This window comes from Peribacillus sp. B65, from assembly GCF_058513295.1.
Map to the genome: position 1 here is coordinate 2,316,645 of NZ_CP195840.1, position 26,012 is coordinate 2,342,656.

A 26,012-nucleotide genomic window follows, 5' to 3' on the forward strand; every position below is an offset into this window, starting at 1 on the left:
CAATTGTATGGTTTGGAAAATGATGTCCTTTGGCTATCCGGTTATCGAAAAGAAGAGCCGGAAATGATTGATTTTCAAGGCAAGACTGTTGTATTGCAAGGGTTGGATGCATGGATTCAACAAGATGCAGAAAAGATGGATTCTAATTCGATTCGAAAAAAGTGGAAGGAAATCATGGCTGATTGGCGAATATGGGAGAAAGAAAGAGATGACCGTAACTGCATTGTGATCGGTTCAGATATCACCAAAGGCATAGTGCCGATGGAAGCAAGAGATCGCAGATGGCGCGATGCCTGCGGATGGGTCTTTCAAGATGTAGCATCCATATCAAGGCGCGTTGATATCATCTGGTATGGAATTGACCAGCGAATAAAGTAGAGGAGGTAATTGGGATGAAAATTTATACACGTACAGGGGATAAGGGCCAAACAAGCGTAATCGGAGGTCGGCTTGACAAGGATGACATCCGTGTCGAGTCTTATGGTACGGTTGATGAAGTTAATAGCTATATCGGTCTAGCGGTGACAGAATTGGATCCAGCGATATTTAAGGATATACTGGCCGACCTAGAGAAAATCCAGCATGAGTTGTTTGACTGCGGCGGTGATTTGGCAACCGTTTCCGAGAAGGCCCCACAAAAGCTGACGGATGAGGCCATTACCTATTTGGAAGAACGGATAGATGCCTTCATACTTGAAGCGCCGGAATTGGAAAAGTTTATCCTGCCTGGTGGCTCAAAAGCGGCTGCAACCATTCATATTGCCCGAACCGTTACAAGAAGGGCAGAACGATTGGTCGTTTCATTGATCAAGTCGGGTGCGGCTGTTTCACCATTATCACTTCAATATTTAAATCGTTTGTCGGATTACTTCTTTGCTGTTGCACGTGTGATCAATTTCCGTGTTGGTGTGAAAGATGTGGAATATATCCGCAGCGCAAATGTGTTCCGTGGAGGGAAAAGAAAGGAAAAAGAGTAAACATGGACGTAAGAAAAATTAGTGCAACCGCTATATTCATTGCCTTATCGGCAGTAGGGGCAATGATTAAAATCCCTTCACCGATAGGGAGCATCGCTTTGGATAGTTTTCCGGCCCTTTTGGCTGCTGTCATACTTGGCCCGGTATCGGGTGCTATAGTAGCTGGGCTTGGTCATATCATTTCAGCGTTCATCGGCGGCATGCCGCTTGGGCCATTCCACTTTTTGATCATGGTCGAAATGGCAGTCCTGGTATGGATGTTTGGCATTTTATATATACACGGAAAAAAAGTAGGCGCATTTTTCCTCTTCTTTATCGGTAATGCCTTCGTTTTAGCCCTGCCTTTCGCATTTCTGATCAGCCCTGGTTTTTACACGTTATTGGTTCCGGGATTAACGGCAGCGACTGCGGTAAATGTAGTATTGGCTGCCCTTTTACTGCCACGCTTGGAGCCTGTTTTGAAAAAGATGCTTTTTAAAGATGGATTCGTAGAATGAGTGATTCGTTGATTTTGCCATTTTCAGAATCAGATTCATTGATTGTTTCTAGTGATAATAGCGGCGGTATCGGGCTGAAGGAAAAGGACCTTGTCCATGTCCCTTATGAGGTCGTTGGCTATTATTCCTTTCGGGTTGCCGTCATGGAGTGTTTGGGAGTTGGCGGAAGACCCGTATCAGTCGTTCTAAATAATTTCTGCGGTGATGAAGCCTGGGGGGACTTGACCAGGGGTGTCAAAAAGGGGCTGGGTGAATTGGGAATGGAGGACCTTCCGATTACTGGCAGCACAGAAAGTAATATGCCGCTTCTTCAATCAGCACTTGGTCTTATGGTGATTGGTAAGCGAGTGAACGAACGTGTTAAAAAGCAGCATCCTTCACGGAAAATCGCTTTGATCGGCAGGCCGCTCGTTGGAGAAGAAGTAATGGAACAGCAAGATTGGGTCGCGCCATTATCTTTATATAAAATCCTATGTGAAATGGAAGACGTTCAGGCACTTCCGGTCGGCTCAAAAGGGATAGCATATGAATGGAAGCACCTGGATCAAAGTGGTGAAGGTGTTTCTGTGCATATAAGTGATAAAGTCGATATCGAAAAATCATCAGGACCATCCACCTGCTTCCTCATTGCCTATCCTGAACATCTGGAGAAAGAAATCAAGCACATATCCGGTCCTCTTTTCAATGGAGAATGATGTTCTCATGACTGAATCAGGCATCGAGTTTAGTTCTCAATGAACGGGTTCGATGCTTTTTTCATTAAGATCTACTTTTATTGATTGTTAGCCATAACAATGGTTTGCTCTTGATCGTTATCATAGCCAAGGCGAAATGGTCCCCATTTATTGCGTTACTTCTCGCTTCCATCATTTTGGATTATCGCAGGTATGGATATTCCGGATGTTGCAGATGCTGTTCAGATAGGGATAGGTAATACTCTTCGTTAGTTGGCACTCATTTTCGGTTTAGGTAACATGCTTGGAAAGATGATGGCAATGCCGGTCTTTTTATTGTTGATCGAGGCTTTTGGTGCTTTGTTTGCAGAAGATTCATATGAATTGATTGGAATGCCTTCATTGGAAAGGCAATCATCGCCTCCATGATTTCTGTGGCATTAGGATGCGCTAGAGGGTTTAATAAAGAAGAACTAATCCAATTCATGACCGCCTGCCTCGTCCCAACTGCGTCCATCATCTTGGTTATCGGGGCGTGCAGTGCATTTTAAATTGTATTGATCACGAGCGGGATGGATGAAGCCGTTGCAGTTTATGATCCATGTCGCTAAAGATTTAATTTGACAGGCGCACAAAGGTTAAAGTCTTGTACGGTTATGGAAACGATTATATCAGTCGTTTCACTTATCCTAATCTTACTATTGAATTCAATTGTTTAAGAGAAAGGAGCATGTTGTAAATATGGGGCATTCAGGTTATATGATGGGGATAGATATTGGTACGACGAGTACGAAGGTTGTTCTTTTTTCAAAAGGGGGGGAGGTTGTCCAATCTTGTTCGAGGGGATATCCTCTACACAGTCCAACCCCTTCCGTGGCGGAACAAGATCCCGAAGAAATTTATAAAGCGGTCATCATTGCTATAGGCGAGGTTATGATTGCAAGCGGGATAGAAAAGCAAGAACTGGGCTTGATATCGTTCAGTTCGGCGATGCATAGCTTGATCGCCATGGGTAAAGACGGCAGACCGCTGACAAATAGCATTACATGGGCTGATAATCGAAGTGTTGCCTATGCGAAGAAACTGAAGGCTTCGGAACAGGGGATGCAATTGTATCACAGGACCGGAACACCCATTCACCCGATGTCCCCAATCACGAAAATAATGTGGTTAAAAAATGAGCATCCCGGGATTTTTAACGAAACGGACAAATTTATAGGAATTAAAGAATACATCATCTATAAATTCTTCAATGAGTATGTGATGGATTATTCACTCGCTTCTGCAACGGGCATGTTCAACATGAATGACCTGAAGTGGGATGAAGAGGCACTCACCATTGCTGGAATTGGGGCTGAAAAGCTGCCGATGCTTGTCCCTACAACGCATATCCTCTCAGGCATAAGTGAGGAATTAGCTGCAAAAATGAATATTCAGGCTGGTACCCCGTTTGTGATTGGCGCGAGTGATGGTGTGCTTGCCAACTTAGGGCAAAACGCAATCAAGCCAGGCGTTCTGGCAGTGACAATCGGAACGAGCGGTGCGGTAAGGACCGTCAGTGACCGACCGCTTACCGATCCGAAAGGCAGGACATTCTGCTATGCCCTTACTGAGAATCATTGGGTAATCGGCGGACCGGTCAACAATGGGGGAATCACCTTCCGATGGGCACGCGATCAATTGGGCCGTGTGGAAATCGAAAAAGCGAAGGCTTCAGGACAGGACTCCTATGAGATTCTGACGGATATGGCTTCCAATATTGCACCTGGTTCTGATGGGTTGATATTCCATCCGTATATGGCAGGGGAACGGGCACCATTATGGAGTGCCGATGCAAGGGGCTCCTTCTTCGGACTGGCGCTTCATCACACTCGTGACCATATGGTCCGGGCAGTGCTGGAGGGTGTGATGTATAACTTGTACAGTGTCCTTCTTGCTGTTAAGGAATTGACGGGTGCCCCCGAGAAGATCCATGCAAGCGGCGGATTTGTCCGCTCAAAGCTCTGGCGCCAAATTATGGCTGACATATTCAATCAAAACGTGACAATTCCTGAAAGCTTCGAGAGTTCAAGCTTAGGTGCAGCCGTTCTTGGATTATATGCTTTAGGCGAAATCCAAAGCCTTGATGAGGTTGAAGGTATGGTTGGTGAAACAAATGAACTTATCCCGATCGAAGAGAACGTTAAAGTATATGAAGAATTAATGTCTATTTATTTATCCGTGAGCAGGCAATTGGAAGGCGACTACAAGAGAATCGCTGATTTCCAAAGACGTCATTTAGAATGATCTTTAGTGAAAGCACAGATGCATCAGGCACTGTGCTTTTCTTTTTGCCTGGTAATTAAAATGGTAAGATGGAAGAAAACGATAAGGGGAATTTCCAATGGGAGCCAGTAAAACGAATGCAATGCGAATTCTTGATAACAAACGTATAGAGTATGGCATGATGAGTTATGATGCCCGCGACGGAAAAATCGATGGGATCACTGTTGCGGACAAAATTGGAAAAGCGCCAGAAACCGTTTTTAAAACGCTTGTTACCCATAACGGACCGCAGCAGCTTTACGTATTTGTCATTCCTGTAGCCACCGAACTGGACTTGAAAAAAGCAGCGAAGGCCGCAGGTGCAAAAAAAATTGAAATGCTTGCGGTTAAAGATCTGCAAAAATACACAGGGTACATTCGGGGAGGCTGTTCCCCGATCGGAATGAAAAAGCAATACCCGACCTTTATTGACGAAAGTGCAGCAAACCTGCCTGAAATCATCGTAAGCGGAGGAAAGATCGGTACACAGATCGTGTTAAAACCGTCAGAATTCCTGGAGGTCACACAAGCGGAATCTGCTGCCCTAATAAAATAGACTGTTAACCTGTAGGCATTCACCTATTAGTTCATTTCTGCATACGCTGTCTTGAAGATCACATCTGTATTGTGAGGGAGAGTGTGAAAGTGACAGGAAAAGAGATGCATTATTTCGCAGGAGGCAATACGGCTAAAGGTTTTTATAGTTTATATGATTCCAATTTGGCAGGTCTGGAAAGATTGTTCATTTTAAAAGGCGGACCTGGTTCCGGTAAATCGACCATTATGAAAAAAATCGGCCAAGAATGGCTGGATAAAGACTATGACATCGAGTATTTACATTGTTCGTCCGATAATGATTCCATTGATGGAGTGATCATTCCTGCTTTGAAAATCGGACTCGTGGATGGGACCGCGCCGCATGTGATTGAGCCGAAGGCACCTGGGGCCATTGAGGAATATGTCAATCTAGGGGCTGCGTGGAATTCCCAGCAGCTGGCTTCTGAAAGAGCGGCCATCATAAGATTGACGAATGCGAGAAGCAAGAGTTTCGAGAAGGCATATGCCCTATTTGCTGAAGCATTGAAGATACATGATGAATGGGAAGACATTTATAAAGCAAATATTGATTTCGCTAAATTGAATGGGTTGACCAATAAATTGATAGAAGGCTTTTATAGAGATATAACTCTTAATAAGAAGTCGGATGTTCGTCACCGATTCTTAGGGGCAGCTACACCAAAGGGTGCAGTTGATTTCATCCCCAATATTACTGAGGGAATACAAAAACGGTACTTTTTAAAGGGACGTCCAGGTTCCGGTAAATCAACGATGCTGAAGAAGATTGCAAAGGCTGCGGAGCAAAGGGGCTTTGATGTGGAAGTATATCATTGCGGATTCGATCCTCATAGCTTGGACATGGTAATCGTCCGGGAGGTAGGGATCGCCATTTTTGACAGCACATCACCGCATGAATATTTCCCGAGTTGTGAAGGTGATGAAATCATAGATATATATAAAACAGCTATCCTGCCTGGAACAGATGAAATTTATGCCGATCAGATAAAGGATGTTTCCACCAGGTACCGGACAAAAATGAATGAAGCGACAGCAAATCTGGCTAAGGCGAAAGAGCTGCATGACGAACTTGAAAAGATTTATGTAAAAGCAATGGACTTTACAGCCATCGATGACATTCAAAGAGACATCCAAGAACAGATCATTGAACGGGCACAAGATGTCGATAGCCAAACGATTCTGCATTAAGAAAACAAACTGCACCTATTTTAATTAGGTGCAGTTTATTTATATACATAAGACGATTTTTTAACGACGGAAGTCACACAAGAATAGATACGGGTTTGTTAAACGTGTTTATCCACGTCCTTTCGGTTAAAATAGGGATTATATTGAAAAAAAGGAGCCGGTTGAATTGATAAAGACGATTGCGATTGATATGGACGGAACATTGTTAAACAAAATGCAAAAGGTCAGTGAGGAAAATAAACACGCTATCCAGAGGGCGCAAAGTGAGGGAGTGGAAGTGATCATTGCTACTGGAAGATCTTATGTGGAAGCAAGGTTCGCTTTAGATGAAGCAGGCATCGTATGCCCTGTCATTTGTGTAAATGGTGCTGCGCTCTTCACGGAGGATGGAAATATTGCCGCTTCCAATCCAATGTCAGCTGCCACTGCTAAAATGGTCGCTGGATTCCTCGAAGAACAAGGGATTTATTTCGAAATATATACGAGTCAGGGAATTTATTCTAAAGACTATGAAAACGCAATATCTGTTTTGGTTGATGTATTCGTTACAGCCAATCCGGACATTGACCCTGAGAATATGCGGAAATATGCGGAGGAGCGTTTACAGCTTGGACAGGTAACTTCCATTTCCGATTATTCCGAGTTATTCAGCCGTTCGAATGAGGAATATTATAAAATTCTCAGCTTCTCAAAGGATTTAAATTTATTAAATGAAATTGCTTCGAAATTGGAAGGACAGGGAGTTACAGTCACTTCATCGGGACGTGAAAATGTGGAAATCATGAGTGAAACAGCTCAAAAAGGTACGGCACTTGAAACATATGTGAATGGAAAATCCGGATCGATGCAGGAAACGATGGCTATTGGGGATAATTATAATGATGTATCCATGTTTGAACGGGTAGGTTTGTCTGTCGCAATGGGAAATGCCCCGCTCGAAATAAAAAAACTGTGTGATGAAGTAACAGGCAAGAATGATGAATCCGGTGTAGCGGAGGCCATTTTAAAGGTACTTAAACAGTCAGCCTATTAAACTCATGAATCGAAGGGAGAAAGACTTTTGAAAAAATTGCTCTTATTTTTCCTTATGGCTGCATTGATTTTAACTGGTTGTAACATGAATGATGATGACACTGAAACCGAGCCGAATCCTGACAAGGAAGTGACGGGCACTTTAGGCGAAGATTCGGATGTGCTGGTAACGAACTTGCATGACCCATGGTCGATTCAGAAGAATGGGGACACAATGTATGTTTCGGAGCGGACAGGAACTATCGTTGAATGGGACAAGGGTAAGATGACACGGCAAAAGGTCAACCTAAAAAAGACATTGTCGTCAAAAGCGGAAGCTGGGTTGCTTGGATTTTTATTAGCTCCCGATTTCTCTAAGAGCGGTAAAGCTTTCGCTTATTATACGTATGAAGAAGGCGGGAATCCCATCAATCGAATCGTCATTTTAGAAAAAAATGATGATGAGTGGCAGGAGATGGAAACCTTAATCGACGGAATACCAAGCGGGGACTTCCACCATGGCGGCAGGATCAAAATTGGTCCGGATGATAAGCTATATGCAACGACAGGTGATGCAAGAAGGGCTGAGATCGCACAGGACACAGATTCTTTAGGCGGGAAAATTCTGCGCATGAACCTGGATGGTACCATTCCGAACGATAATCCTTTCGCGAATTCATACGTCTATTCATACGGTCACCGCAATCCACAAGGCCTTGCTTGGGATGAAGCAGGACAGTTGTATGAAAGTGAGCATGGAGATTCGGCTCACGATGAATTAAATAAAATTGATCCGGGTAAGAACTATGGCTGGCCTGAGATACAGGGCGATGAGCAAAAAGCTGATATGGTAAAACCATTGATTCATTCCGGTGAAAATACATGGGCTCCTTCTGGCATGGCCTATTTTGACGGAAAGCTCTATTTTGCAGCCTTAAGGGGCGAAGCGCTTAAAAGTTATGATGTAAAAAGCGGAAAACTGACTAATATCATTACGGGCTCAGGAAGGATACGCGATGTATTCGTTGATGAAAAATTTCTTTATTTCATAAGCAACAATACGGACGGCCGAGGAAATCCTGATGAAAAGGATGATAAGCTTTATCGTTTGCCGCTATCTCAGTTAAATATGCCTTGATGTAATCAATCAGGAGAAAAGAAGCATATAAAAGGAAACCTCGCTAATAGCGGGGTTTCCTTTTTGGTTTATGTCCTATAAAATCACGAGTAAAAGCGCGAAACTCATGAGTAAAAGCCCCAAACTCACGAGTATTTGCGTGGAATTCACGAGTAAAAGCCCCAAATTCACGAGTATTTCCTCCAAACTCTCAAATAATAGCCCCAACCTCCTGAAAAGAGGTTTTTTCTTGTTGTGTAGGAAGTGATGGAGAAGCTTAGGAAACAGTGTGTCTACGATTATTTTCGTTCATCCGAAGGCTAGACATTTTTACTGAATAGGTGTATAGTTACCTAGGTAACTACTTTACAGGAGGAATACCTTTGTCCTTTCAAAATGGTTTTTTTCATCATAACTTACAATTTTCAAGGTCATTTACGAAAAAGTTAAATGAACAATTGGCCAAGGTTGATCTTTATCATTCCCAATGGTCGATTGTATATTATCTGAGTCAGTTCGGCTGTTCTACGCTTGTTGAAATAAGCACTTATTTAGATGTGGAGAAACCGACGGTAACCAGGACGGTAAACCGATTGGAAGAACTTGAGTTGATTGAACAAGTTCCAGGAAAAGATAAACGGGAACGGAGAATACAGTTAACGGAGTCAGGTTTAAGGACTTATCAAGAGGCCAAAAAGGTAGTTGAGGAATTTGAACTTCAATTAATGAGCGGTTTGGCTGAAGAAGACCGGGAGGCAACGTTACGAACGTTGATTTTCCTGAAGGAAAAATTAAAACAATAGTAAGGAAGAAGGATTGAAATGAATCAAAAACCGAAATTGTGGACGAAAGACTTTCTGATTGTTTCGTCTGCGAACTTTTTTCTATTTTTAACTTTTTATGTCTTGATGGTGACATTGACCATTTATACGATGGATAATTTTCATGCTTCGCAAGCACAAGCAGGGCTTGCTTCAAGTATCTTTGTTCTCGGTGCTGTGCTTGTCAGACCGATTGCAGGGAAAAAAATTGACAAGATCGGCCGCAGAAAGATGTTGCTTGGCTCGTTGGTGCTATTCCTGATTGCATCCATTGGCTATTTCCTGGTGAATGGTTTATCCCTCTTATTGATCGATCGGCTTATTCACGGTTTTGCTTTTGGCCTTGCCACTACGGCAACTGGAACGATTGCTGCAGATATCATTCCGAATGAAAGACGCGGGGAAGGCACAGGTTACTTTGCCATGAGTACAAACTTGGCAATGGCTTTCGGTCCGTTTATTGGATTGCTGATAACACAGCATTTCAGTTATTCCATCATTTTCTATGCAGCCTCTTTATTTGCCGCGTTTTCTTTAGTTGCATCGTTATTCATGAATGTGCCTGAAGGGGAAAAGGTCGGAGCTTCACCACAAAAAGGATTTAAAATCAGTGATTACTTTGAAAAAAGGGCACTTCCCATTGCCGTTTTTATCGGATTTGCCGGATTTACCTATTCGAGCATCTTGTCCTATTTAACGTCTTTTGCAAAGGAAATGGATTTAATGGATGCGGCGAGCTTTTTCTTTGTCGTATTTGCTGTATTCCTTTTGGCGTCCCGTCCGTTTACAGGCCGGATGTTTGATGTGAAGGGGGAAAATGCAGTTATTTACCCATCGCTCTTGCTATTTGCCATCGGTATGGTCATCCTGAGCCAATCCCATCATGGTATCACGCTTCTGATTGCCGGCGCCTTTATCGGAGTGGGTTATGGTACGTTCCAATCTAGCAGTCAAGCGATTTCCATCAAGGAAGCCCCCTCAAATCGGATGGGATTAGCCACATCCACATTTTTTACAATGTATGACTTCGGTATTGGTGTGGGCCCGTTTCTATTGGGATTCCTTATTCCATATACAGGGTTCAAAGGGTTATTCATAGGAATGTCCATCTTTGCGTTCATACTTATTGGCATTTATTACTTGGCGCATGGAAAAAAAGCCTCGGCAAGAGTGAAAATGCAGCATGAGGAACGCTTGTCTGCTTAATTTTTTGAATATGATTGTATAAAATGAAGAATTTTGGGGATGCTTATATTATGATTGATTTTCCAAAAGTATCCCCCTTTTCTCCGCCTGTATCCCACAGGCGTTTTTTTTATGCCATAAACAAAGAAAACCGCCATTGGCGGTTTCTTTAAAACTTATAGGTCCATAATCTTTCTTTGCGGATCCAGTCTAGAAAATCGGCATCCTGATTTTCGAATTTTTCTTTCCAATCGATCACCATTGCCTGAGTTTGCGAACGGTGGGCAGTGAATGTGGCTACCTTTTTTTCTTCGACGGCAGAGATATCATGAATGATGTCAGGTTGCCCTAATTCGTCAATGCAGTTATTCGAGAAGGCGACACAATGAAGTTTAGGCCTCTCTTTCGCTTCCATTCTTTCAACGGCCCGCACCACAGCCCGTGCTGTCGCTTCATGGTCAGGATGGACACTGTATCCTGGGTAAAACGTAATGATCAATGAAGGATTCAATTCATTGATGGCATCGGTAAATAATGAAGTCAGCTTTTCATCATCTTCGAATTCAATTGTCTTATCACGCAATCCAAGCATGCGTAAATCTTGGATGCCAATCGCATTTGCTGCATCGATTAATTCCTTTTTACGAATTTTAGGGAGCGATTCCCTTGTTGCAAATGGAGGGTTTCCTAAATTACGTCCCATTTCTCCTAAAGTTAAGCATAAATAGGTGACAGGAGTGCCCGCTTCTCTATGAAGGGCAAGCGTTCCGGAGACCGAGAAGGCTTCATCATCGGGATGTGGGAATATAACTAATACATGGCGTTCTTTTTCCAAGGTATATTTCTCCTTCCGTTCTACTTACAGTGAGTATGGTTATCGGTAAATGGGAGTTTTCATCGGAATTATATGATATATTTCAAGCAAGTTGCCATCATTCAAAAGGAGTGGGACTGAGCTGCATGGAGACAGCAAGCTTTCCGGAAAAATCAAGGCCTGCCAATAGCAATCTTCCTTGTTCATCCATTTCGAAGTGGTTAACGCCTTCTGCATATACCCAGCCAATATTGAGCTTCAAGCCGATGCGGTAGGGTCCATCCCCAACTATCTTCCCATGTTCATACTGTATAAGAGCATTACGAATATAAGCGCCTGCCGAAAAGAAAGCTTCATCTACATGAGTGGCATAGGCACCATTTGTCGTTTCAAGGTGAAGATATACATCTTGTCCTGCGAAAGAATCAATGGCATTTTGCACCTCTGTACGGTCTATAGGTTTCATACTATAATTTCCTCCTTAACTGGGCGGCTAGATAAGCTTTTCCTTCTTTCTATTTTACTAAATAAAAACGAAAAAAGCGAAAAAGGCCGCTCGATGAATTTGAGCGGCCATTAAACTTGATGTTTTATTTTTGTGTTTTTTCAGCGATTCCATATTTATGGTATGCACCATGATTGACAGGTCCAACATAGTCATTCATCTTCCAAGAATGGCGAACGGCCTCGGTGATGAAGTCTTTAGCGATGAGGATAGCCTCACGCGGGCTTTTACCTTCAGCCAATTGAGCTGCAATGGCTGCTGAAGATGAACAGCCGGCACCATGTGTATTGGTCGTTTCGATTTTTTCTGATTCAAGGATTTCAAATTCAGTTCCGTCATATAAAAGGTCAATGGCTTTATCATGATCCAGCTTATTACCGCCTTTGATCAAGACATATTTTGCACCAAGTTCATGAATCTTTTTGGCTGCAGCCCTCATATCGTCAATCGTCTTGATAGGCGCAGTTCCCGCTAACTGAGCGGCCTCGAACAGGTTTGGCGTGACTACAGTTGCACGTGGAACAAGCAGTTCGCGCAGAGCTACAGCCGTTTCAGGGTGCAATACTTCATCTTCACCTTTACATACCATAACTGGATCGATTACGACCTTGTCCAGCTTCAACTCGTCTATTTTACGGGCAACAAGTTCAATGATTTCCACTGATCCAAGCATTCCCGTTTTCATGGCATCGATGCCGATTGATAGAATCGTTTCGATTTGGGCTTCTAAAACCTCGACCGGTGTAGGGAATACATTATGGGACCAGCCATTCTTTGGATCCATCGTCACGATTGTCGTTAAAGCGGACATACCGTAAACGCCGAATTCTTGGAATGTCTTTAAATCTGCTTGAAGACCCGCACCGCCGCTCGAATCCGATCCGGCAACTGTCATAGCTCTTTTCATAGTCATTATGTGACCTCCTCAGGAGAATTAGATTTCGATATTATCAGCATACCAGTTAATATCCTATTTTTAGAATATACCAAAATTTCTTTTATGTAAAACTTAGTTTTCACCTTAATATGAGTACCTTAAGAAAGGTAATGGAATGGCCACGCATGAGTCATTTTTTCGGACATGGAATTCAGAAAATAAAATGGGTGGGTGGCCTGCTTTTTAGCTTTTGATCCTACTTTCCATCTTTTGATATGCAAAGCAAAGTTTGTGAAGGTGTCATTATTTTCAAAGTTGATTTAAAATATTTAAATATAGTGGATACATTTAGTATAGCTTTACCGTTCGATGCTGGATTAAACCCAAAAAAGGGAGGGTGATTTCTATGGAATGGACAATGTTGCTTTTAGCTGGTGGGAAATCAAGCCGTATGGGCGTGAATAAGGCCCTGTTGTCCATAGGTGGCATTGTGAACATTTCAAGAGTGGCATCCGAATTGAAAAAGGTGTCAGAAAACATTATGGTCATTACGAATACAGTTGAAGAATATCGTTTTCTGCAGCTGCCGCTAATTCCGGATTTACATAAAGATCAAGGACCTCTTGGCGGATTGCATGCAGGGTTGACCTCATCGGAAACGGAGCTTCAGTTCCTTGCAGCCTGTGATATGCCGTTTGTGAGTGCAGATGCCATAAAGGATATCATATCCAATTATGAACCTGAATTCGACGCAGTCATTCCAGAAATAAATGGCAGGCTCCAGCCGCTTTTTGCTGTTTACCATAAAAGATGTCTTCCTGTACTGACGGACTGTTTATTAAAACATGAATTGAAAATGAGACTATTTTTGGAAAAGATTTCGGTGAAAATCATGAAAGAAACCGAATTTAAGTTATATCGCGAGAATCCTGAACATTTTCACTACCTTTTTTTTAATATGAATACGATGGAAGATTATCAAGAGGCAGGTTATATTGATCGAACTGAATTATATATAAAGGATGGTAGACATGAATTATAATATTTCAAAAGAGCCGATTGTCATCCAGGAAGTGATTGATAAAGTAGTCAGTCGAAATGCGGGTGCCGTCACGACCTTTATTGGTACGGTGAGGGAAATGACGAAAGGAAAAAAGACTCTCTTCCTAATATACGAAGCGTATGAACCGATGGCCGTCAAGAAATTGGAGCAAATCGGATCAGAGATCAAGGAGCGTTGGCCTGATGCAGAAGCGGCTATCACCCATCGTGTAGGTAAACTTGAAATCACGGATATCGCAGTGGTTATTGCCGTTAGTACGCCACATCGGAATGATGCATATGAGGCAAACAGGTATGCGATTGAAAGAATTAAAGAAATCGTCCCGATTTGGAAAAAGGAACACTGGGAAGATGGGGAGACATGGGTCGGAAACCAGTTGGAAACCGTTCCATATCCAACGGGGAAACCTGAAGAGGAGGATATTGATGATTAATGTACTTTTATTTGCCCAATTGAAAGATGAGCTAGGTAAAGAGACTGTTACTATAGAAGGAAATGGAATGAGTGTAGCCCAGCTAAAAGGAAAAATGAAGGTGGATTTTCAATTGGAAGGTCTTGAAACCGTGATGACAGCGGTCAATGAAGAATTTGCCGATGATGACACAATTCTATCTGATGGAGATACTGTAGCTTTCATTCCGCCAGTAAGTGGAGGCTAAAGCATTTGGAAGGGAGGGTTCACGGTGAAAGAGCGATTTTCAAGGCAGACTTTATTCGCCCCCATTGGTGAAGGGGGCCAATTGAAAATTATGAAGAAGCATGTATTGCTTCTTGGTGCAGGGGCTTTGGGATCTGCTAATGCCGAGGCCCTTACTCGTGCAGGAGTAGGGAAGCTTACCATTGTCGACAGGGATTATGTCGAGACCAGTAATTTACAGCGCCAACAAATGTATACGGAACGGGATGTCGAGGAGAAACTGCCAAAGGCAGAAGCGGCAAAGCGTCATTTATTTGATATCAATCATGAAGTTGAAGTGAATGCCATCATCATGGACGCAACAGCCCAGAACCTCGAGCAGCTGCTTGGTGATGTTGATTTGATCATGGATGCAACCGATAATTTTGAGACACGGATGATAATTAATGATTTATCACAAAAGCTTCATATACCATGGATTTATGGGGCATGTGTGGGGAGTGTGGGGATGACTTTGACGATCCTTCCCGGACAGACACCATGTTTGCACTGTTTGCTGAAAGCGATCCCCATTCAAGGTATGACCTGTGACACAGGAGGAATCATATCACCAGCAGTAACGATGGTAGTGGCACACCAAACTGCCGAAGCTTTGAAAATCCTTGTAGAAGATTGGGAATCTGTACGGCCTGCACTTGTTTCTTTTGATCTGTGGAGAAATCAATACCAAACCGTTAAATTGACAAAAGCGAAAAAGAAAGATTGTCTCTCATGCGGGGAGCAGAGGACATATCCCTTTTTAACAATGGAGAATGCAACGAAAACGGCTGTTCTTTGCGGGAGGGATACTGTACAGGTAAGACCGCCAAAACCTTTGAAACTGCAACTCGAGAAATTAGCCAAGGATCTGGACGGCAGCGGCTATTTGGTGAAATTCAATCCATTTCTTCTCTCTTGTGAAAAAGCTGGGGAGCGTATCGTCATTTTCAAGGATGGACGGGCGTTGATACACGGTACGAAGGACATGGTCCATGCAAAGGCCGCGTACCAAAGCATCCTGGGATAATGATTATAAAAAACGAGGCCCCCGGTTAAGGAGCCTCGTTTTTTATGAATTCATATAGGGTTTTAGTGTGTAACCCCGTCTTTATTGTCTTGTTTGGAAGCGACGATGACTACTTTTCCTTCGTCAAGAACTTCCTCGTAACGTTCTGCCTCCATATCACTAAGGCCAAGGTTGCTCATTCGATTACGAAGTTCATCTCCGCGTGATTTAAAGAGATTTCCGACGGTATCAAGGAAACCTTGTTCCTTCATGCCTACACCTTCTGTATTTGTATTCTCGGTAAGGTGTTTTGAACGGGTTTTATCATGGGCAAACAAATATACATCGTCTTTCGTATAACCTGATGTAACTAATTCATCGATTTTTTCCTTTGCTTGTAAACCGTTTTCTACTACATGTACTTGATACATATAAACTCCTCCTTGAATTTCAGTGAGATTCTCTTGGAAATAGGTAAATGGAATCTTGCTTATTACAGTTGCTGATTGGCTATAGTAGTATATAACCTTGTTTGGGCACGGATAAACATTTTTATCGAAGAATATTTAGTAAGTGGTGAAGCGGAATACCTTTTGAATGCGGTAGGTCAAGTATTTGAAGACAGGCAGTTTCTTTTGGTATTCACTGTAATCCACCGTGTAAGTTCCGTTTTGATTTGTCCAAAGTCTTTGAAAGTAGCTATCGACATCCTTGGAAACGCCGGCATCATTTGGAGCATGGATTTCAACATTCGCTTCAAGATTATAGTCATCTAGATTGCGGGAGGTATAATTAGCCGATCCTCCAAGGATAACCGTTTCATTAGCCTTTTGGATCATCATCAATTTTGTATGGAACTGTTCTTTATCTGTTTTGTACCAGCGGATCGAGATGTTTTCATCCCCCAGTTTTTCAAATTCGGCGGCAACCGGAAGGTTGGGAAGCCCGATTTTCTCACTTCCGAAAGCGTTTTGATTCGGATCCAATATCATTTGAATCTTCACACCCCGTTCAGCTGCATCCGTTAATGCCTCGACAACCTCGCGATCGGCAATGTAGAACATGGCAAGATGGATCTTGTCCCCCTTTTTTGCATCCTTAATTGCCTTAAGGACATGTTTATTGATTTTTCCTTCCGTTAGCAGTTGTACCGATATCGGTCCTTTATCTGCCGATGTCCCTTTGAACTCAGGAAATGACTTTGGTCCTCCCGAGAATTTCGAAGCGGCTTCTTCGGCTTTAAGAAAATCGCCGATGATATTCCCATCCATCTGGAACGCGATATTGGAATGGAATCCACTTGCGTCATGAGGATTGGCAGATGAGATGATGGCCGTTTTTTCAGTAGCGACCACTTTTCTGTGATTGGCTTTGATATTCATCAGTCTAAGATAAGAACGCAAGGTGACCTTTGGTGCGCTTTTGGCCATTGGATTCACAATCCAGCCTTTTCCGCTTTCACCGAACCATTGGAAAAAGGTCCGATACACACCTGAATAGAGAGGATTCGGATCCCGGAGGCGGTCTAAGTTGGTAACAATGACATCAATTCCATTTTTCTTCATCGTTTCCAATGCCTCTAATTGGTAGGCATTATAGGAAGTATTCACTTCATCTGTAATGAATATAACCTGGAGATCAGGTTTCCTTTTCTTCTGTTTCACCAGATTATCCTTCAGAGTCTCGGTTAACTTCGGGAAGTTTATCTTTTCATCATAAAAAGCATTAAACAAAAACATATCGATTACGATATAAGAATCAGCCTCTTCTATCGCTTGATTTATGGTTTGGAAAATTCGCTGCTCATGTTGCAGATTCCCTTGTTCATCGTGATAGGAAAGGTCATAGATGAAATCGATATCCTCGACATGATGAACTTTTCCTTCATAAGAAATACCATCGGGGAGAGGCTTGTAGCTGTTATAGACGATTACGATTGCAATGACGATTAAAATGCTGACAAGCAGATAAAATCGTTTTCTTTTGTACCATTTTTTCATAGGGAATCCTCCAACATGGTTAAATTGCTTGCTAACTTTCTATTTTCCCACTTTTGGGGTATATAGAAACATAAATCGTAATCTATGGAAAAGGCAAGGCGATTAAGTTTGATATAATATAGTTTCAAAAAGTGGAAAGGGGATGTGGCAGATGGAAAAGCAGTTATTGACAAATGATTGGTGGCCTCTATTGAAAGAGGAATTCAAAAAAGAATATTACCAGGAGCTAAGGGAATTTATAAAGCAAGAGTACAGCCAGCAAGTCATTCATCCTGATCAGGACGATATTTTCAATGCGCTTCACTATACTCCTTATGAAGACGTAAAGGTTGTCATCCTTGGACAGGACCCTTACCATGGCCCTGGTCAAGCGCATGGCCTTAGTTTTTCAGTTAAGCCGGAAGTTCGCATCCCACCCTCTTTAAGAAATATCTTTAAAGAGTTAAACACCGATCTAGGCTATGAGGTTCCGGATAATGGTTACCTTGTTGAATGGGCAAAACAGGGAGTGCTTCTATTGAATACCGTCTTGACTGTGCGTGAGGGAGAGGCGCACTCACACCGCGGAAAAGGATGGGAAATCTTTACGAATCAAGTTATTCGCCTATTGAATGACCGTCCGAAACCGGTTGTATTCATCCTGTGGGGAAAACCTGCTCAAACCAAAATCCCTTTAATTGATGAAACCCGCCATAAAATCATTAAGTCCGTACATCCAAGTCCGCTGTCGGCTTCCCGTGGTTTCTTTGGCACAAAACCTTTTTCCAAAACAAATCAATTGCTGTTGGAAATGGGGGAATCCCCAATTGATTGGAAAATCACGAACCGATGATATGGGCAGTAAAACGAAACGGGTGAATTGTATGGCGTGCAGTCATTTCTATATAACTTGGGATCCCAGTTTTCCAAAGGGCTGCCGTGCTTTTCAATTCAAAACATCAAACCAGCCTTCTCTTGATGTCTTTCATTCTTCAGGACAGCCATGCTTGAAATTTCAAGCCAAGCCAATGAAAAGGTAGGAAATATGCAAGGTGTTTTCTTCTCTGATTTTTGCTATGCTAGTTATGATAGTTTTGACCTGTATATAGACGAGGTGGTAAAGTTGGATATTTCATCAAGACAAATGTTAGATAAAATCGAAGAGCTTGTTTTAAAAGCGAAACAGGCAAATTCAGAGGATAAGGTGCAGGGGTATGTAATTGCCATTAAGTCCCTTTGTGAAGTAATGGTGGATGAAAAAGCAGCGAACATCAGCATGCCGAAGCCAATCACATTGACCCAGCCCGTTATGTCGGCTACACCGAATGTAGAACCGGTTAAAATGGATGAGGCCAATGGGGAGTCCTTGTTCGATTTTTAAATTAGGGAAGGGGAGCGAAATAATTGAAACTGTTCATCATTTTAGGTGCATTGAATGGGTTTATTGCTGTGGCACTAGGTGCATTCGGTGCACACGGGCTGGAAGGGAAAATTCCTGATAAATATTTAGAAACCTGGCAAACCGCTGTTCAATATCAAATGTTCCATGCGGTGGGTTTATTGGTACTCGGTTTATTGGCCGGGAAAATTTCAAGTCCGCTGATCAACTGGTCCGGCTGGCTTATGCTAATAGGAATTATCCTGTTTTCCGGAAGCCTATTCGTTCTAAGCGTTACGCAAATCAAAGTCCTAGGGGCCATCACACCGCTTGGCGGGGTTTCATTCTTGGTTGCTTGGGTCTTAATGATCATTGCTGCATATAAATACTTGTAATGAAGGTAGCTGACCTTCTGGGTCAGCTCTTTTTGGGAAAAAGTCATTCCAATATAAGAAGAGCCTCAGAATCAAATAGATTCTGAGGCTCTTCTATATAGGATTTTTTTACCTTGGCGAATAGGTGGTAAGCCCAGTGCCTCCAAATGGATATTCATATTCGATTTCTTCATCAAACGTTATATAATCTAAGTATACCATCGGGATTAAGTATCGTTTTCCCGTTTGAGGATCGCTTATGATTAAATGATCGCGTCCTGCAGCCTCGATGATTCCTTTGAAGATCTTGGCATTCCATTCCTTGTTGTTTTCAAACGTTGTATAAACAGTGGCCAATTTCCCTTTATTCAAACGCAAGATGTTCTCGATGTACGACTGTTCGACCGGAAGCATGCCAGGTATCTGTGGTCCGGAAGGGGGTTGACCCATCGTCATCGGCACTTGTTGTGGCGTGCCTGCCATAGTGGGCTGTTGTGGCTGGTATGATGGCTGTTGGTATCCTTGCTGTTGGTAACCTTGTTGCGGGTAACCTTGTTGCTGGTTAGGATTCTGCTGCCTTAGTTCAGGCTCATTATTCTCATAGGGGTAATAAGGGCTTCCTCCGTACGGATAATTACCATAAGGATTATTTTGTGACATTGCATTCCCTCCTAAATTCAAGGTTTAGTTGATGCAGTGGAATTTGGACAATCCGAGAGAGTTGACTGGAAGAAACAGTGCGATTTATAGCGACCGGTAGTATTGTATATGTTTATTGGACAATCCCCGGGTGGCTTAAAAAACCACAATGAATGTTAAGCGATACATAACGGCTGCCGTTCATGATATAAGCCATATCCTCTTGTCGGCTAATGAATAGAAGTAACGTTCCTTCACCTCGCTGGAGTCAGGAATTGCCTTGATCAATTTTCCTGAAGCTGAATGGGACTGTGAAAAAATGAATTCATCACTATTGAAAATGTATGGGATATGGATTGAATTTATTCCAAGGCCGGGAAAAAATAAGGAGGGGACGCAAAAAAAGCCTCCGGAAACCGGAAGCTCATCGTCTTATACGTATAGGAATGAAGGTACGTTTTCTTCCGGCAGGATATTGCCTACAAAGAAAGAACCAAATGCAGCGTAACGTGCACTCACTTCATCAAAACGCATTTCATAGATTAATTTTTTAAATTGAAGGACATCATCTGCGAATAGTGTTACGCCCCATTCATAATCGTCAAAACCGACAGAACCCGAAATGATTTGTTTCACTTTACCTGCATAACTGCGGCCAATCAAGCCGTGGGAACGCATTAAGCCTTTGCGCTCTTCCATGGAAAGCATATACCAGTTATCATCGCCATCACGACGCTTGTCCATTGGATAGAAGCATACATGTTTCGCTTTTGGAAGTATCGGATAAAGTCTGGAACGGACATGAGGGTTCTGGTATGGATCCTCATCATCTCCGCCAGCTAAGTAATTGCTTAATTCCACGACGGAAACGTATGAATAAGCAGGAATTGTATATTCGGCAAGCTTCGTTTTGTTGAATTCGTTTTCAATTACATTCAATTCTTCCATGGTTGGGCGGGCAAACATAAGCATGAAGTCCGCTTTCTGACCAACGATGGAATATAGGGCATGGCTGCCTTCATTGTCGCTTTGTGTCATATTCCATTTATCCAGTAAACCTTGGAACTCTGAGATGGCCAATTGGCGTTCGTCACTTGATAACGTTTTCCAAGAAGACCAGTCGATTAGACGGAAATCATGTAAACAATACCAGCCGTCCAGTGTTTGTGCTGCTTCACTCATTACGATCACTCCTAAGTCTTATTATAACTTTAATATAACATAGTTTCAGTATAAGGAAATTTATATCAACCCGCAAACACCATCACTGTTTTTCGGCGTTCTGCAAATTTCAGATTTGCGGATTGGGAGGGACCGAAGTGGCTGGAATTTACCTGGCTCCTAGAGTATTCTTAAAAGAAGACGGCAATGGATTTTCATCGAATGGTTAAATATAAAAAAAATGGGGGAAACGTATCTAAAAAGGAGGAATAGCCAGTGAGTGATTTATTTGAAATATTGGAATCGAAAATTATGGGGCATAATTTAAAGATCGTTTTTCCAGAAGGGTTGGATGAACGGATTTTGGGAGCGGCAGGCAGGCTTTCCAAAGCTAAACTGGTGACACCTGTATTGATTGGGGATATCGGGTTGATTCAAGAGAAGGCAAAAGATTTAAAGATCTCCCTTGATGCAATCGAAATATATGATCCGAAGAATTATATCATGATGGATGAAATGGTAGAAGCATTCGTTAAGGTCCGTGATGGTAAAGCGACCGATGTACAAGCACGTGAAATCTTAATGGATGAGAACTATTTCGGAACCATGCTCGTCCAAATGAAACTGGCACATGGAATGGTCAGCGGCGCAACTCATTCGACTGCCGATACGGTTCGGCCCGCCCTAAGGATCATTAAAACAAAGCCAGGCGTCCAAAAAACATCGGGAGTATTCATCATGGTCCGGGATGAAGAAAAATATGTGTTCGCGGATTGTGCCATTAATATAAACCCCGATTCCCAGGACCTGGCTGAAATTGCTATAGAAAGTGCGAAGACTGCACTAATGTTCGATATCGAACCGCGTGTGGCGATGCTGAGCTTTTCGACGAAGGGATCCGCAACATCCCCCGAGACCTTAAAAGTGGTTGATGCTGTCGATTTGGCAAAAGAAATGGACCCTGAAATCATCCTTGATGGGGAATTTCAATTTGACGCGGCCTTCGTTCCTTCGGTAGCAAGAAAAAAAGCACCGGATTCCCTTATTCAGGGGGATGCGAATGTTTTTATTTTCCCAAGTCTCGAAGCGGGGAACATCAGCTATAAGATGGTACAGCGCTTGGGCGGCTTCGAAGCGGTCGGTCCGATCCTTCAGGGCCTGAATCGTCCGGTGAATGACCTTTCGAGGGGATGCAGTGAAGAGGATGTATATAAACTGGCTGTCATTACAGCGGCACAGGGGTTTGTGGCGCAGTATCAATAGGCAGCTTGAGGATTAAATGTTAGAGGGAGATTCGTATGGGTGAAATAGATTCATTATTAATGCAGCAAGAGTGGAGGATTATTGATCAATCTTCCGTCGGACCTCAGTTTCCTGCTCTGGAGTCCTTTGCGATGGATGATACATTTTGTGCTTCCGTAGGGTCAGGTGAATCAGCGGCCGTAGCCAGAGCGTGGGTACACCACCGAACCATCGTCATGGGTATACAGGATACGAAGTTGCCTTTTCTTAAAAAGGGTTTGGATCATTTAGAAGAACATGGCTTTCAGGCCATCGTGAGGAATTCCGGAGGGCTGGCAGTCGTGCTGGATGAGGGTGTCCTTAATTTGTCGCTCATTTTTCCTGAAAACGAGCGACAAATTGAAATCAATCGTGGATATGATGCGATGTGGGAGCTTGTCCAATTGATGTTTTCCGATTTCCCAGTCACGATGGAAGCAAGGGAAATCGTCGGTTCCTATTGTCCTGGAAGTTATGATTTAAGTATAAATGGGCAAAAATTTGCCGGTATTTCCCAACGTAGGATCCGCAATGGCGTAGCGGTGCAAATCTATTTGTGTGTCAATGGAAGCGGGGCTGAACGTGCCAGTCTCGTGAAGGGTTTTTATGATGCAGCTAAAGGAAATGCAGAAACCAAATTCGTTTATCCTGATATCGTCCCTTCGGTGATGGCGTCCCTAACTGAATTGTTGGGTGTGCAATTGAGTGTTCAGGACGTGATGCTCAGATTCCTGCATGTATTGAAGGAACATAGCGAAAGGATATTCTCTGACACTCTTTCCGTTCAGGAATGGCCGATGTATGAGGCATACTTGACAAGAGTGGTGGAACGCAATGATAAAGTATTTGATCCATTAAAGGATTGAAATGAACGAAGCCGTTCCATTAAGTCAGGAACGGCTTCGTTCATTTAATACGACTTTAGCATTCACTGAAACTGTAAAAGGACTGGATGATAGGCAGCGGCGTCCAGGGAGATATTATTCCATCTTTCTTGAAACAATGAAAAAAAGAGCCTTATTGGCTCCCTTTTTCGGATAAACATGGGTGAAACGGCCTTTATCATGTGGTTGATCTATGTAACTTATCCCCACATTATCTTATTACTCGGCCATTTTTTCCAAATTGCCATTCCGGTCCATCTTGAATTTAGTTGCCGGACGTTCCTCTTCCTCTAACAATACCAGCTTTCTTGCTCGATTCATGATATTCATCAAAGTTTCATAATCTTCCTGCATCAAGCCGCTGTTTTGCTCTAGGTGGCTGATTTTATTCTCCAATTCTTCATTTCGCTTTTTCAGCCCTTTAATTTCAAGCTTCAATCTTTCATTTTCGGTTTTTAATACTTCGACTTGGAGCATGCGGCCGTTCATAGATTCCAAATAGGCGATGACGGTATCGAGGCTCATGGCCGTTTCCAAGGTTACTGGTGTGTGCTGTGTCTTAGGAGCGAGGGCTTCTGCCACAACGAATTCCTCTGCTGCTTCATAATTGGTAATATCGACTTCGGATTTCAACTCTAGTTCCTCTTCTTGTACATGGGGAACCATTATGTCGGAAATCGTTGGTGACGGCGGTGTATAAAGAAGTCGTTTTTTTCCTCCTTGATCTTTTCCAAGGATCCTTTGCCGCTGCTTACGCTGTTTCTTGGCAAGGGAAAGCGCTTTATCATAATTATGGCGGACAACTGCATTCCAGCGGAATCCGCATGCTGCAGAGGTTCGATTCAACTTATCTCCTACCTCTTCAAAAGCATTGAGCTGAGTGCTGCCTTCCCGCACATGGCGCAATACCGTTTCTGCCAAAAGCAAATCATCTTCTTCTGTCCAGGCGTCTTGACGAACCTTCATTTCTACATACTCCCTTTCTGGTAATTTTTTAAATAAATAACTATATAAAATATCGTGTGGCAGTGATTTATGGAGTGTTCTACTAGCATTTTGGACAAAATATGGATTTTTTATACAAAAAGGTTAAAAGGATACTAGTTTTTTGATTATTTACATGCTTTTCACATCATCCAGCCCTCTTGATATTCATAAGTAGAAACGGTAAAATACCCTTTAGTCGTATAAATGGATGAAAAATAGTTTGTCATGGAAAGGATGGTGACCGGAGGATGTCCAATGAATTCAGAGTGTGCGATGACTGCTTGGCGGTAAACATTAAAACGTTGATCCCGCGTCTTGAAAAGCTTGATCCCAACGCGAAAATTGAAGTGGGCTGTCAATCCTATTGCGGTCCTGGCAGAAAGAAGTCTTTTGCCTTTGTCAATAACCGTCCAGTTGCTGCACCGACAGAAGACGAGTTACTAGATAAAATCAATAAAAAACTAAAGTAGGATCCATGATATATAGTTAGAGTGGATTGTTTGCTTATGATAAATGAAACAAGTAATCATCACCCAGATTCGACACACTGCGGTGATTTTTTATTTCTTTAATTTCAAGACAAAATCGGACTGAAACTTCCGTTTTCTTACAAAATGACCCCTCTTACTAGCAAGGTGGAAGTTAGGGTTTTTTGTCAAAACACGCTATAATGAGTGCATCGAGATTACGAAAAAGAGGGTAGTTCATGGAATATTCCGGTGAAAAATTACAAGAAGAAAAAGTATTCAAGGACCCGGTGCACCGATATATACATGTTCGCGACCGGGTTATATGGGATTTAATAGGGACGAAGGAATTTCAGCGTCTTCGAAGGATCAAACAGCTGGGAACGACTTATTTAACCTTTCATGGAGCGGAACATAGTCGGCTTAGCCATTCGCTTGGAGTATACGAGATTGTTCGGAGAATCGTGGATGATGTTTTCGAGGGCAGACCCGAATGGAAACCTGAGGAACGGTTACTATCCTTGTGCGCAGCACTTCTGCATGATTTGGGTCATGGTCCTTTCTCTCATTCTTTTGAAAAAGTGTTTGACCTGGATCATGAGCAATTCACGAGGCAGATAATCCTCGGCGATACGGAAGTTAATAGGATCCTCCTTAGGGTTGGACGTGATTTTCCTAAGAAAGTGGCAGAAGTCATAGCGAAAACCTATAAAGGCAAATTAGTAGTCAGCCTGATTTCAAGTCAGATCGATGCTGATAGAATGGACTATTTACAGCGTGATGCTTACTTCACTGGCGTGAGTTATGGACATTTCGATATGGAAAGGCTTTTGCGTGTAATGAGGCCAAGGGAAGAACATGCCGTCATAAAACAAAGCGGGATGCATGCGGTTGAGGATTATATCATGAGCCGATACCAAATGTATTGGCAGGTTTATTTCCATCCAGTTACGAGAAGTGCGGAGGTCATACTTACCAAGATTCTACATAGAGCGAAACATTTATATGAATCCGGTTATGAGTTTGCACAAGAACCACACCATTTTTATTCATTGTTCAGGGGAGAAGTGACTTTAACGGACTACTTGAAAATGGATGAATCGGTGATGCTCTATTATTTCGAAGCATGGGAAGACGAAAACGATGCGATTTTAAAAGATTTATGCACTCGCTTCGTTAACCGTAAACTATTTAAATATGTGGAATTCCATCCATCGAACAGTCAAATGAACAGGTTGATGGAGTTAAGGACGCTATTCAAGAAGGCGGGCATTGATCCGGATTATTATCTCGTCGTCGATTCTTCATCAGATCTGCCGTATGATTTTTACCGGCCAGGTGAGGAAGAGGAGAGACTGCCGATTCACTTGCTGAAAAATAATGGCGAAATTCGTGAATTATCGCGTGAATCCGAAATTGTCGATGCAATTTCAGGGAAAAGAAGAACGGATCATAAGTTGTATTATCCTGCGGATTTATTGCGTGATGAATCTACGAAGAAAAATATAAAAAAACAGATTCGTAAGCTTCTGGAGCTATCGGATTAAAGTGGTACATTTTTGGTGAGGAGT

At 42.6% G+C, this 26,012-nt stretch carries 32 protein-coding genes and 2 pseudogenes; 25 read left to right on the forward strand and 9 right to left on the reverse strand.

Features of this window, described 5'->3' with window-relative positions:
• Nucleotides 1–3: 3 nt before the first annotated feature.
• The 13 genes from ACSR9O_RS11335 to ACSR9O_RS11395 all read left to right on the forward strand — a co-directional run bounded on the left by ACSR9O_RS11335 (nucleotide 4) and on the right by ACSR9O_RS11395 (nucleotide 10,371).
• Complete coding sequence (locus ACSR9O_RS11335; RefSeq protein ID WP_230176086.1) at nucleotides 4–378, forward strand: bifunctional adenosylcobinamide kinase/adenosylcobinamide-phosphate guanylyltransferase; 375 nt, start codon at nucleotides 4–6, stop codon at nucleotides 376–378.
• Between the two features lie 14 nt (nucleotides 379–392).
• A complete protein-coding gene (locus tag ACSR9O_RS11340; RefSeq protein ID WP_101223890.1) occupies nucleotides 393–977 on the forward strand; it encodes a cob(I)yrinic acid a,c-diamide adenosyltransferase in 585 nt (194 codons plus the stop codon).
• 2 nt (nucleotides 978–979) lie between these two features.
• Entirely contained in the window at nucleotides 980–1,474 is a 495-nt protein-coding gene (locus tag ACSR9O_RS11345; protein ID WP_101223889.1) for an ECF transporter S component, read from the forward strand.
• Nucleotides 1,471–2,169 carry an ATP-binding protein gene (locus ACSR9O_RS11350; protein WP_491724417.1) on the forward strand — a complete coding sequence of 233 codons (699 nt, stop codon included), beginning with the start codon at nucleotides 1,471–1,473 and terminating at the stop codon, nucleotides 2,167–2,169. Before ACSR9O_RS11345 ends, ACSR9O_RS11350 begins: the two co-directional genes overlap by 4 nt.
• Before the next feature lie 279 nt (nucleotides 2,170–2,448).
• Nucleotides 2,449–2,577 carry a hypothetical protein gene (locus tag ACSR9O_RS11355; protein WP_260358807.1) on the forward strand — a complete coding sequence of 43 codons (129 nt, stop codon included), beginning with the start codon at nucleotides 2,449–2,451 and terminating at the stop codon, nucleotides 2,575–2,577.
• On the forward strand, nucleotides 2,574–2,699 hold the full coding sequence (locus ACSR9O_RS11360; RefSeq protein ID WP_397315614.1) for a hypothetical protein: 126 nt from the start codon (nucleotides 2,574–2,576) through the stop codon (nucleotides 2,697–2,699). The genes ACSR9O_RS11355 and ACSR9O_RS11360 overlap by 4 nt, the downstream gene beginning before the upstream one ends.
• A gap of 190 nt (nucleotides 2,700–2,889) precedes the next feature.
• Nucleotides 2,890–4,434, forward strand: coding sequence for a gluconokinase (gene gntK / locus ACSR9O_RS11365; RefSeq protein WP_230176087.1), 1,545 nt, complete (start codon nucleotides 2,890–2,892; stop codon nucleotides 4,432–4,434).
• A 97-nt stretch (nucleotides 4,435–4,531) separates the two neighbouring features.
• Nucleotides 4,532–5,008, forward strand: a complete 477-nt coding sequence (gene ybaK / locus ACSR9O_RS11370) for a Cys-tRNA(Pro) deacylase (RefSeq protein ID WP_101223884.1) — start codon at nucleotides 4,532–4,534, stop codon at nucleotides 5,006–5,008.
• Between the two features lie 89 nt (nucleotides 5,009–5,097).
• Nucleotides 5,098–6,216: a PRK06851 family protein gene (locus ACSR9O_RS11375; RefSeq protein ID WP_101223883.1), complete on the forward strand. Its 1,119-nt coding sequence runs from the start codon at nucleotides 5,098–5,100 to the stop codon at nucleotides 6,214–6,216.
• A gap of 166 nt (nucleotides 6,217–6,382) precedes the next feature.
• Nucleotides 6,383–7,249 (forward strand): Cof-type HAD-IIB family hydrolase, encoded by an 867-nt coding sequence (locus ACSR9O_RS11380; protein ID WP_101223882.1) that lies wholly within the window; start codon nucleotides 6,383–6,385, stop codon nucleotides 7,247–7,249.
• 27 nt (nucleotides 7,250–7,276) lie between these two features.
• A complete protein-coding gene (locus tag ACSR9O_RS11385; RefSeq protein ID WP_491724418.1) occupies nucleotides 7,277–8,365 on the forward strand; it encodes a PQQ-dependent sugar dehydrogenase in 1,089 nt (362 codons plus the stop codon).
• A 362-nt stretch (nucleotides 8,366–8,727) separates the two neighbouring features.
• Nucleotides 8,728–9,147: a MarR family winged helix-turn-helix transcriptional regulator gene (locus ACSR9O_RS11390; RefSeq protein WP_053536927.1), complete on the forward strand. Its 420-nt coding sequence runs from the start codon at nucleotides 8,728–8,730 to the stop codon at nucleotides 9,145–9,147.
• A gap of 18 nt (nucleotides 9,148–9,165) precedes the next feature.
• Nucleotides 9,166–10,371 carry an MFS transporter gene (locus tag ACSR9O_RS11395; protein ID WP_101223881.1) on the forward strand — a complete coding sequence of 402 codons (1,206 nt, stop codon included), beginning with the start codon at nucleotides 9,166–9,168 and terminating at the stop codon, nucleotides 10,369–10,371.
• Between the two features lie 148 nt (nucleotides 10,372–10,519).
• On the opposite strand, the gene bshB2 is transcribed toward ACSR9O_RS11395, so the two are convergent.
• From bshB2 to pdxK, 3 genes are all read right to left on the reverse strand, one after another.
• Complete coding sequence (gene bshB2 / locus ACSR9O_RS11400; protein WP_101223880.1) at nucleotides 10,520–11,185, reverse strand: bacillithiol biosynthesis deacetylase BshB2; 666 nt, start codon at nucleotides 11,183–11,185, stop codon at nucleotides 10,520–10,522.
• 97 nt (nucleotides 11,186–11,282) lie between these two features.
• Nucleotides 11,283–11,630: a YojF family protein gene (locus ACSR9O_RS11405; RefSeq protein WP_096339115.1), complete on the reverse strand. Its 348-nt coding sequence runs from the start codon at nucleotides 11,628–11,630 to the stop codon at nucleotides 11,283–11,285.
• Between the two features lie 124 nt (nucleotides 11,631–11,754).
• Nucleotides 11,755–12,582 carry a pyridoxine/pyridoxal/pyridoxamine kinase gene (gene pdxK / locus ACSR9O_RS11410; protein ID WP_230176092.1) on the reverse strand — a complete coding sequence of 276 codons (828 nt, stop codon included), beginning with the start codon at nucleotides 12,580–12,582 and terminating at the stop codon, nucleotides 11,755–11,757.
• A gap of 370 nt (nucleotides 12,583–12,952) precedes the next feature.
• Here pdxK and mobA point away from each other — a divergent pair, with 370 nt between their 5' ends.
• Genes mobA through ACSR9O_RS11430 form a run of 4 tightly spaced genes read left to right on the forward strand, consistent with a single transcriptional unit; the run spans nucleotide 12,953 to nucleotide 15,312 of the window.
• Nucleotides 12,953–13,588, forward strand: a complete 636-nt coding sequence (gene mobA / locus ACSR9O_RS11415; RefSeq protein WP_101223879.1) for a molybdenum cofactor guanylyltransferase — start codon at nucleotides 12,953–12,955, stop codon at nucleotides 13,586–13,588.
• A complete protein-coding gene (locus tag ACSR9O_RS11420) occupies nucleotides 13,578–14,042 on the forward strand; it encodes a molybdenum cofactor biosynthesis protein MoaE (protein WP_101223878.1) in 465 nt (154 codons plus the stop codon). The genes mobA and ACSR9O_RS11420 overlap by 11 nt, the downstream gene beginning before the upstream one ends.
• The gene (gene moaD / locus ACSR9O_RS11425; protein WP_101223877.1) at nucleotides 14,035–14,268 is read left to right on the forward strand and encodes a molybdopterin converting factor subunit 1; all 234 of its coding nucleotides are present in this window, start codon (nucleotides 14,035–14,037) and stop codon (nucleotides 14,266–14,268) included. The genes ACSR9O_RS11420 and moaD overlap by 8 nt, the downstream gene beginning before the upstream one ends.
• Nucleotides 14,269–14,292: 24 nt before the next feature.
• Nucleotides 14,293–15,312, forward strand: coding sequence for a MoeB/ThiF family adenylyltransferase (locus tag ACSR9O_RS11430; RefSeq protein WP_101223876.1), 1,020 nt, complete (start codon nucleotides 14,293–14,295; stop codon nucleotides 15,310–15,312).
• Between the two features lie 62 nt (nucleotides 15,313–15,374).
• Here ACSR9O_RS11430 and ACSR9O_RS11435 read toward each other — a convergent pair whose 3' ends face one another.
• The gene (locus ACSR9O_RS11435) at nucleotides 15,375–15,722 is read right to left on the reverse strand and encodes a YflT domain-containing protein (RefSeq protein WP_053536921.1); all 348 of its coding nucleotides are present in this window, start codon (nucleotides 15,720–15,722) and stop codon (nucleotides 15,375–15,377) included.
• Between the two features lie 135 nt (nucleotides 15,723–15,857).
• Nucleotides 15,858–17,291: a phospholipase D family protein gene (locus tag ACSR9O_RS11440; protein ID WP_491724419.1), complete on the reverse strand. Its 1,434-nt coding sequence runs from the start codon at nucleotides 17,289–17,291 to the stop codon at nucleotides 15,858–15,860.
• A 151-nt stretch (nucleotides 17,292–17,442) separates the two neighbouring features.
• Here ACSR9O_RS11440 and ACSR9O_RS11445 point away from each other — a divergent pair, with 151 nt between their 5' ends.
• The 3 genes from ACSR9O_RS11445 to ACSR9O_RS11455 all read left to right on the forward strand — a co-directional run bounded on the left by ACSR9O_RS11445 (nucleotide 17,443) and on the right by ACSR9O_RS11455 (nucleotide 19,043).
• Nucleotides 17,443–18,123, forward strand: coding sequence for a uracil-DNA glycosylase (locus ACSR9O_RS11445; protein ID WP_101223874.1), 681 nt, complete (start codon nucleotides 17,443–17,445; stop codon nucleotides 18,121–18,123).
• Nucleotides 18,124–18,273: 150 nt separating this feature from the next.
• Complete coding sequence (locus ACSR9O_RS11450) at nucleotides 18,274–18,651, forward strand: YwdI family protein (protein WP_260358802.1); 378 nt, start codon at nucleotides 18,274–18,276, stop codon at nucleotides 18,649–18,651.
• Nucleotides 18,652–18,674: 23 nt separating this feature from the next.
• A complete protein-coding gene (locus ACSR9O_RS11455) occupies nucleotides 18,675–19,043 on the forward strand; it encodes a DUF423 domain-containing protein (RefSeq protein WP_054398573.1) in 369 nt (122 codons plus the stop codon).
• Nucleotides 19,044–19,151: 108 nt separating this feature from the next.
• Here the strand turns inward: ACSR9O_RS11455 and gerQ are convergent, their stop codons facing one another.
• The gene (gerQ, locus tag ACSR9O_RS11460) at nucleotides 19,152–19,682 is read right to left on the reverse strand and encodes a spore coat protein GerQ (protein WP_230176097.1); all 531 of its coding nucleotides are present in this window, start codon (nucleotides 19,680–19,682) and stop codon (nucleotides 19,152–19,154) included.
• A gap of 411 nt (nucleotides 19,683–20,093) precedes the next feature.
• On the reverse strand, nucleotides 20,094–20,843 hold the full coding sequence (gene hemQ, locus ACSR9O_RS11465; protein WP_491724420.1) for a hydrogen peroxide-dependent heme synthase: 750 nt from the start codon (nucleotides 20,841–20,843) through the stop codon (nucleotides 20,094–20,096).
• 255 nt (nucleotides 20,844–21,098) lie between these two features.
• Here hemQ and pta point away from each other — a divergent pair, with 255 nt between their 5' ends.
• The 3 genes from pta to ACSR9O_RS11480 are packed head-to-tail and all read left to right on the forward strand — an operon-like array spanning nucleotide 21,099 to nucleotide 23,144.
• Nucleotides 21,099–22,085, forward strand: a complete 987-nt coding sequence (pta, locus tag ACSR9O_RS11470; protein WP_491724421.1) for a phosphate acetyltransferase — start codon at nucleotides 21,099–21,101, stop codon at nucleotides 22,083–22,085.
• Between the two features lie 35 nt (nucleotides 22,086–22,120).
• Nucleotides 22,121–22,969, forward strand: a complete 849-nt coding sequence (gene lipL, locus ACSR9O_RS11475; RefSeq protein ID WP_491724422.1) for an octanoyl-[GcvH]:protein N-octanoyltransferase — start codon at nucleotides 22,121–22,123, stop codon at nucleotides 22,967–22,969.
• Between the two features lies 1 nt (nucleotide 22,970).
• On the forward strand, nucleotides 22,971–23,144 hold the full coding sequence (locus tag ACSR9O_RS11480; protein WP_157831070.1) for a hypothetical protein: 174 nt from the start codon (nucleotides 22,971–22,973) through the stop codon (nucleotides 23,142–23,144).
• Between the two features lie 62 nt (nucleotides 23,145–23,206).
• On the opposite strand, the pseudogene ACSR9O_RS11485 reads toward ACSR9O_RS11480, so the two are convergent.
• Together ACSR9O_RS11485 and ACSR9O_RS11490 are read right to left on the reverse strand one after the other, a co-directional pair.
• Nucleotides 23,207–23,506 (reverse strand): annotated as a pseudogene (locus tag ACSR9O_RS11485) (hypothetical protein); the annotation flags it as partial.
• Nucleotides 23,507–23,673: 167 nt separating this feature from the next.
• Nucleotides 23,674–23,953, reverse strand: a pseudogene (locus tag ACSR9O_RS11490) (RsfA family transcriptional regulator); the annotation flags it as partial.
• A 269-nt stretch (nucleotides 23,954–24,222) separates the two neighbouring features.
• On the opposite strand from ACSR9O_RS11490, the gene ACSR9O_RS11495 reads away from it, so the two are divergent.
• Entirely contained in the window at nucleotides 24,223–24,444 is a 222-nt protein-coding gene (locus tag ACSR9O_RS11495) for a YuzB family protein (RefSeq protein WP_491724423.1), read from the forward strand.
• 236 nt (nucleotides 24,445–24,680) lie between these two features.
• Nucleotides 24,681–25,988: an HD domain-containing protein gene (locus ACSR9O_RS11500; RefSeq protein ID WP_101223869.1), complete on the forward strand. Its 1,308-nt coding sequence runs from the start codon at nucleotides 24,681–24,683 to the stop codon at nucleotides 25,986–25,988.
• Nucleotides 25,989–26,012: the final 24 nt, after the last annotated feature.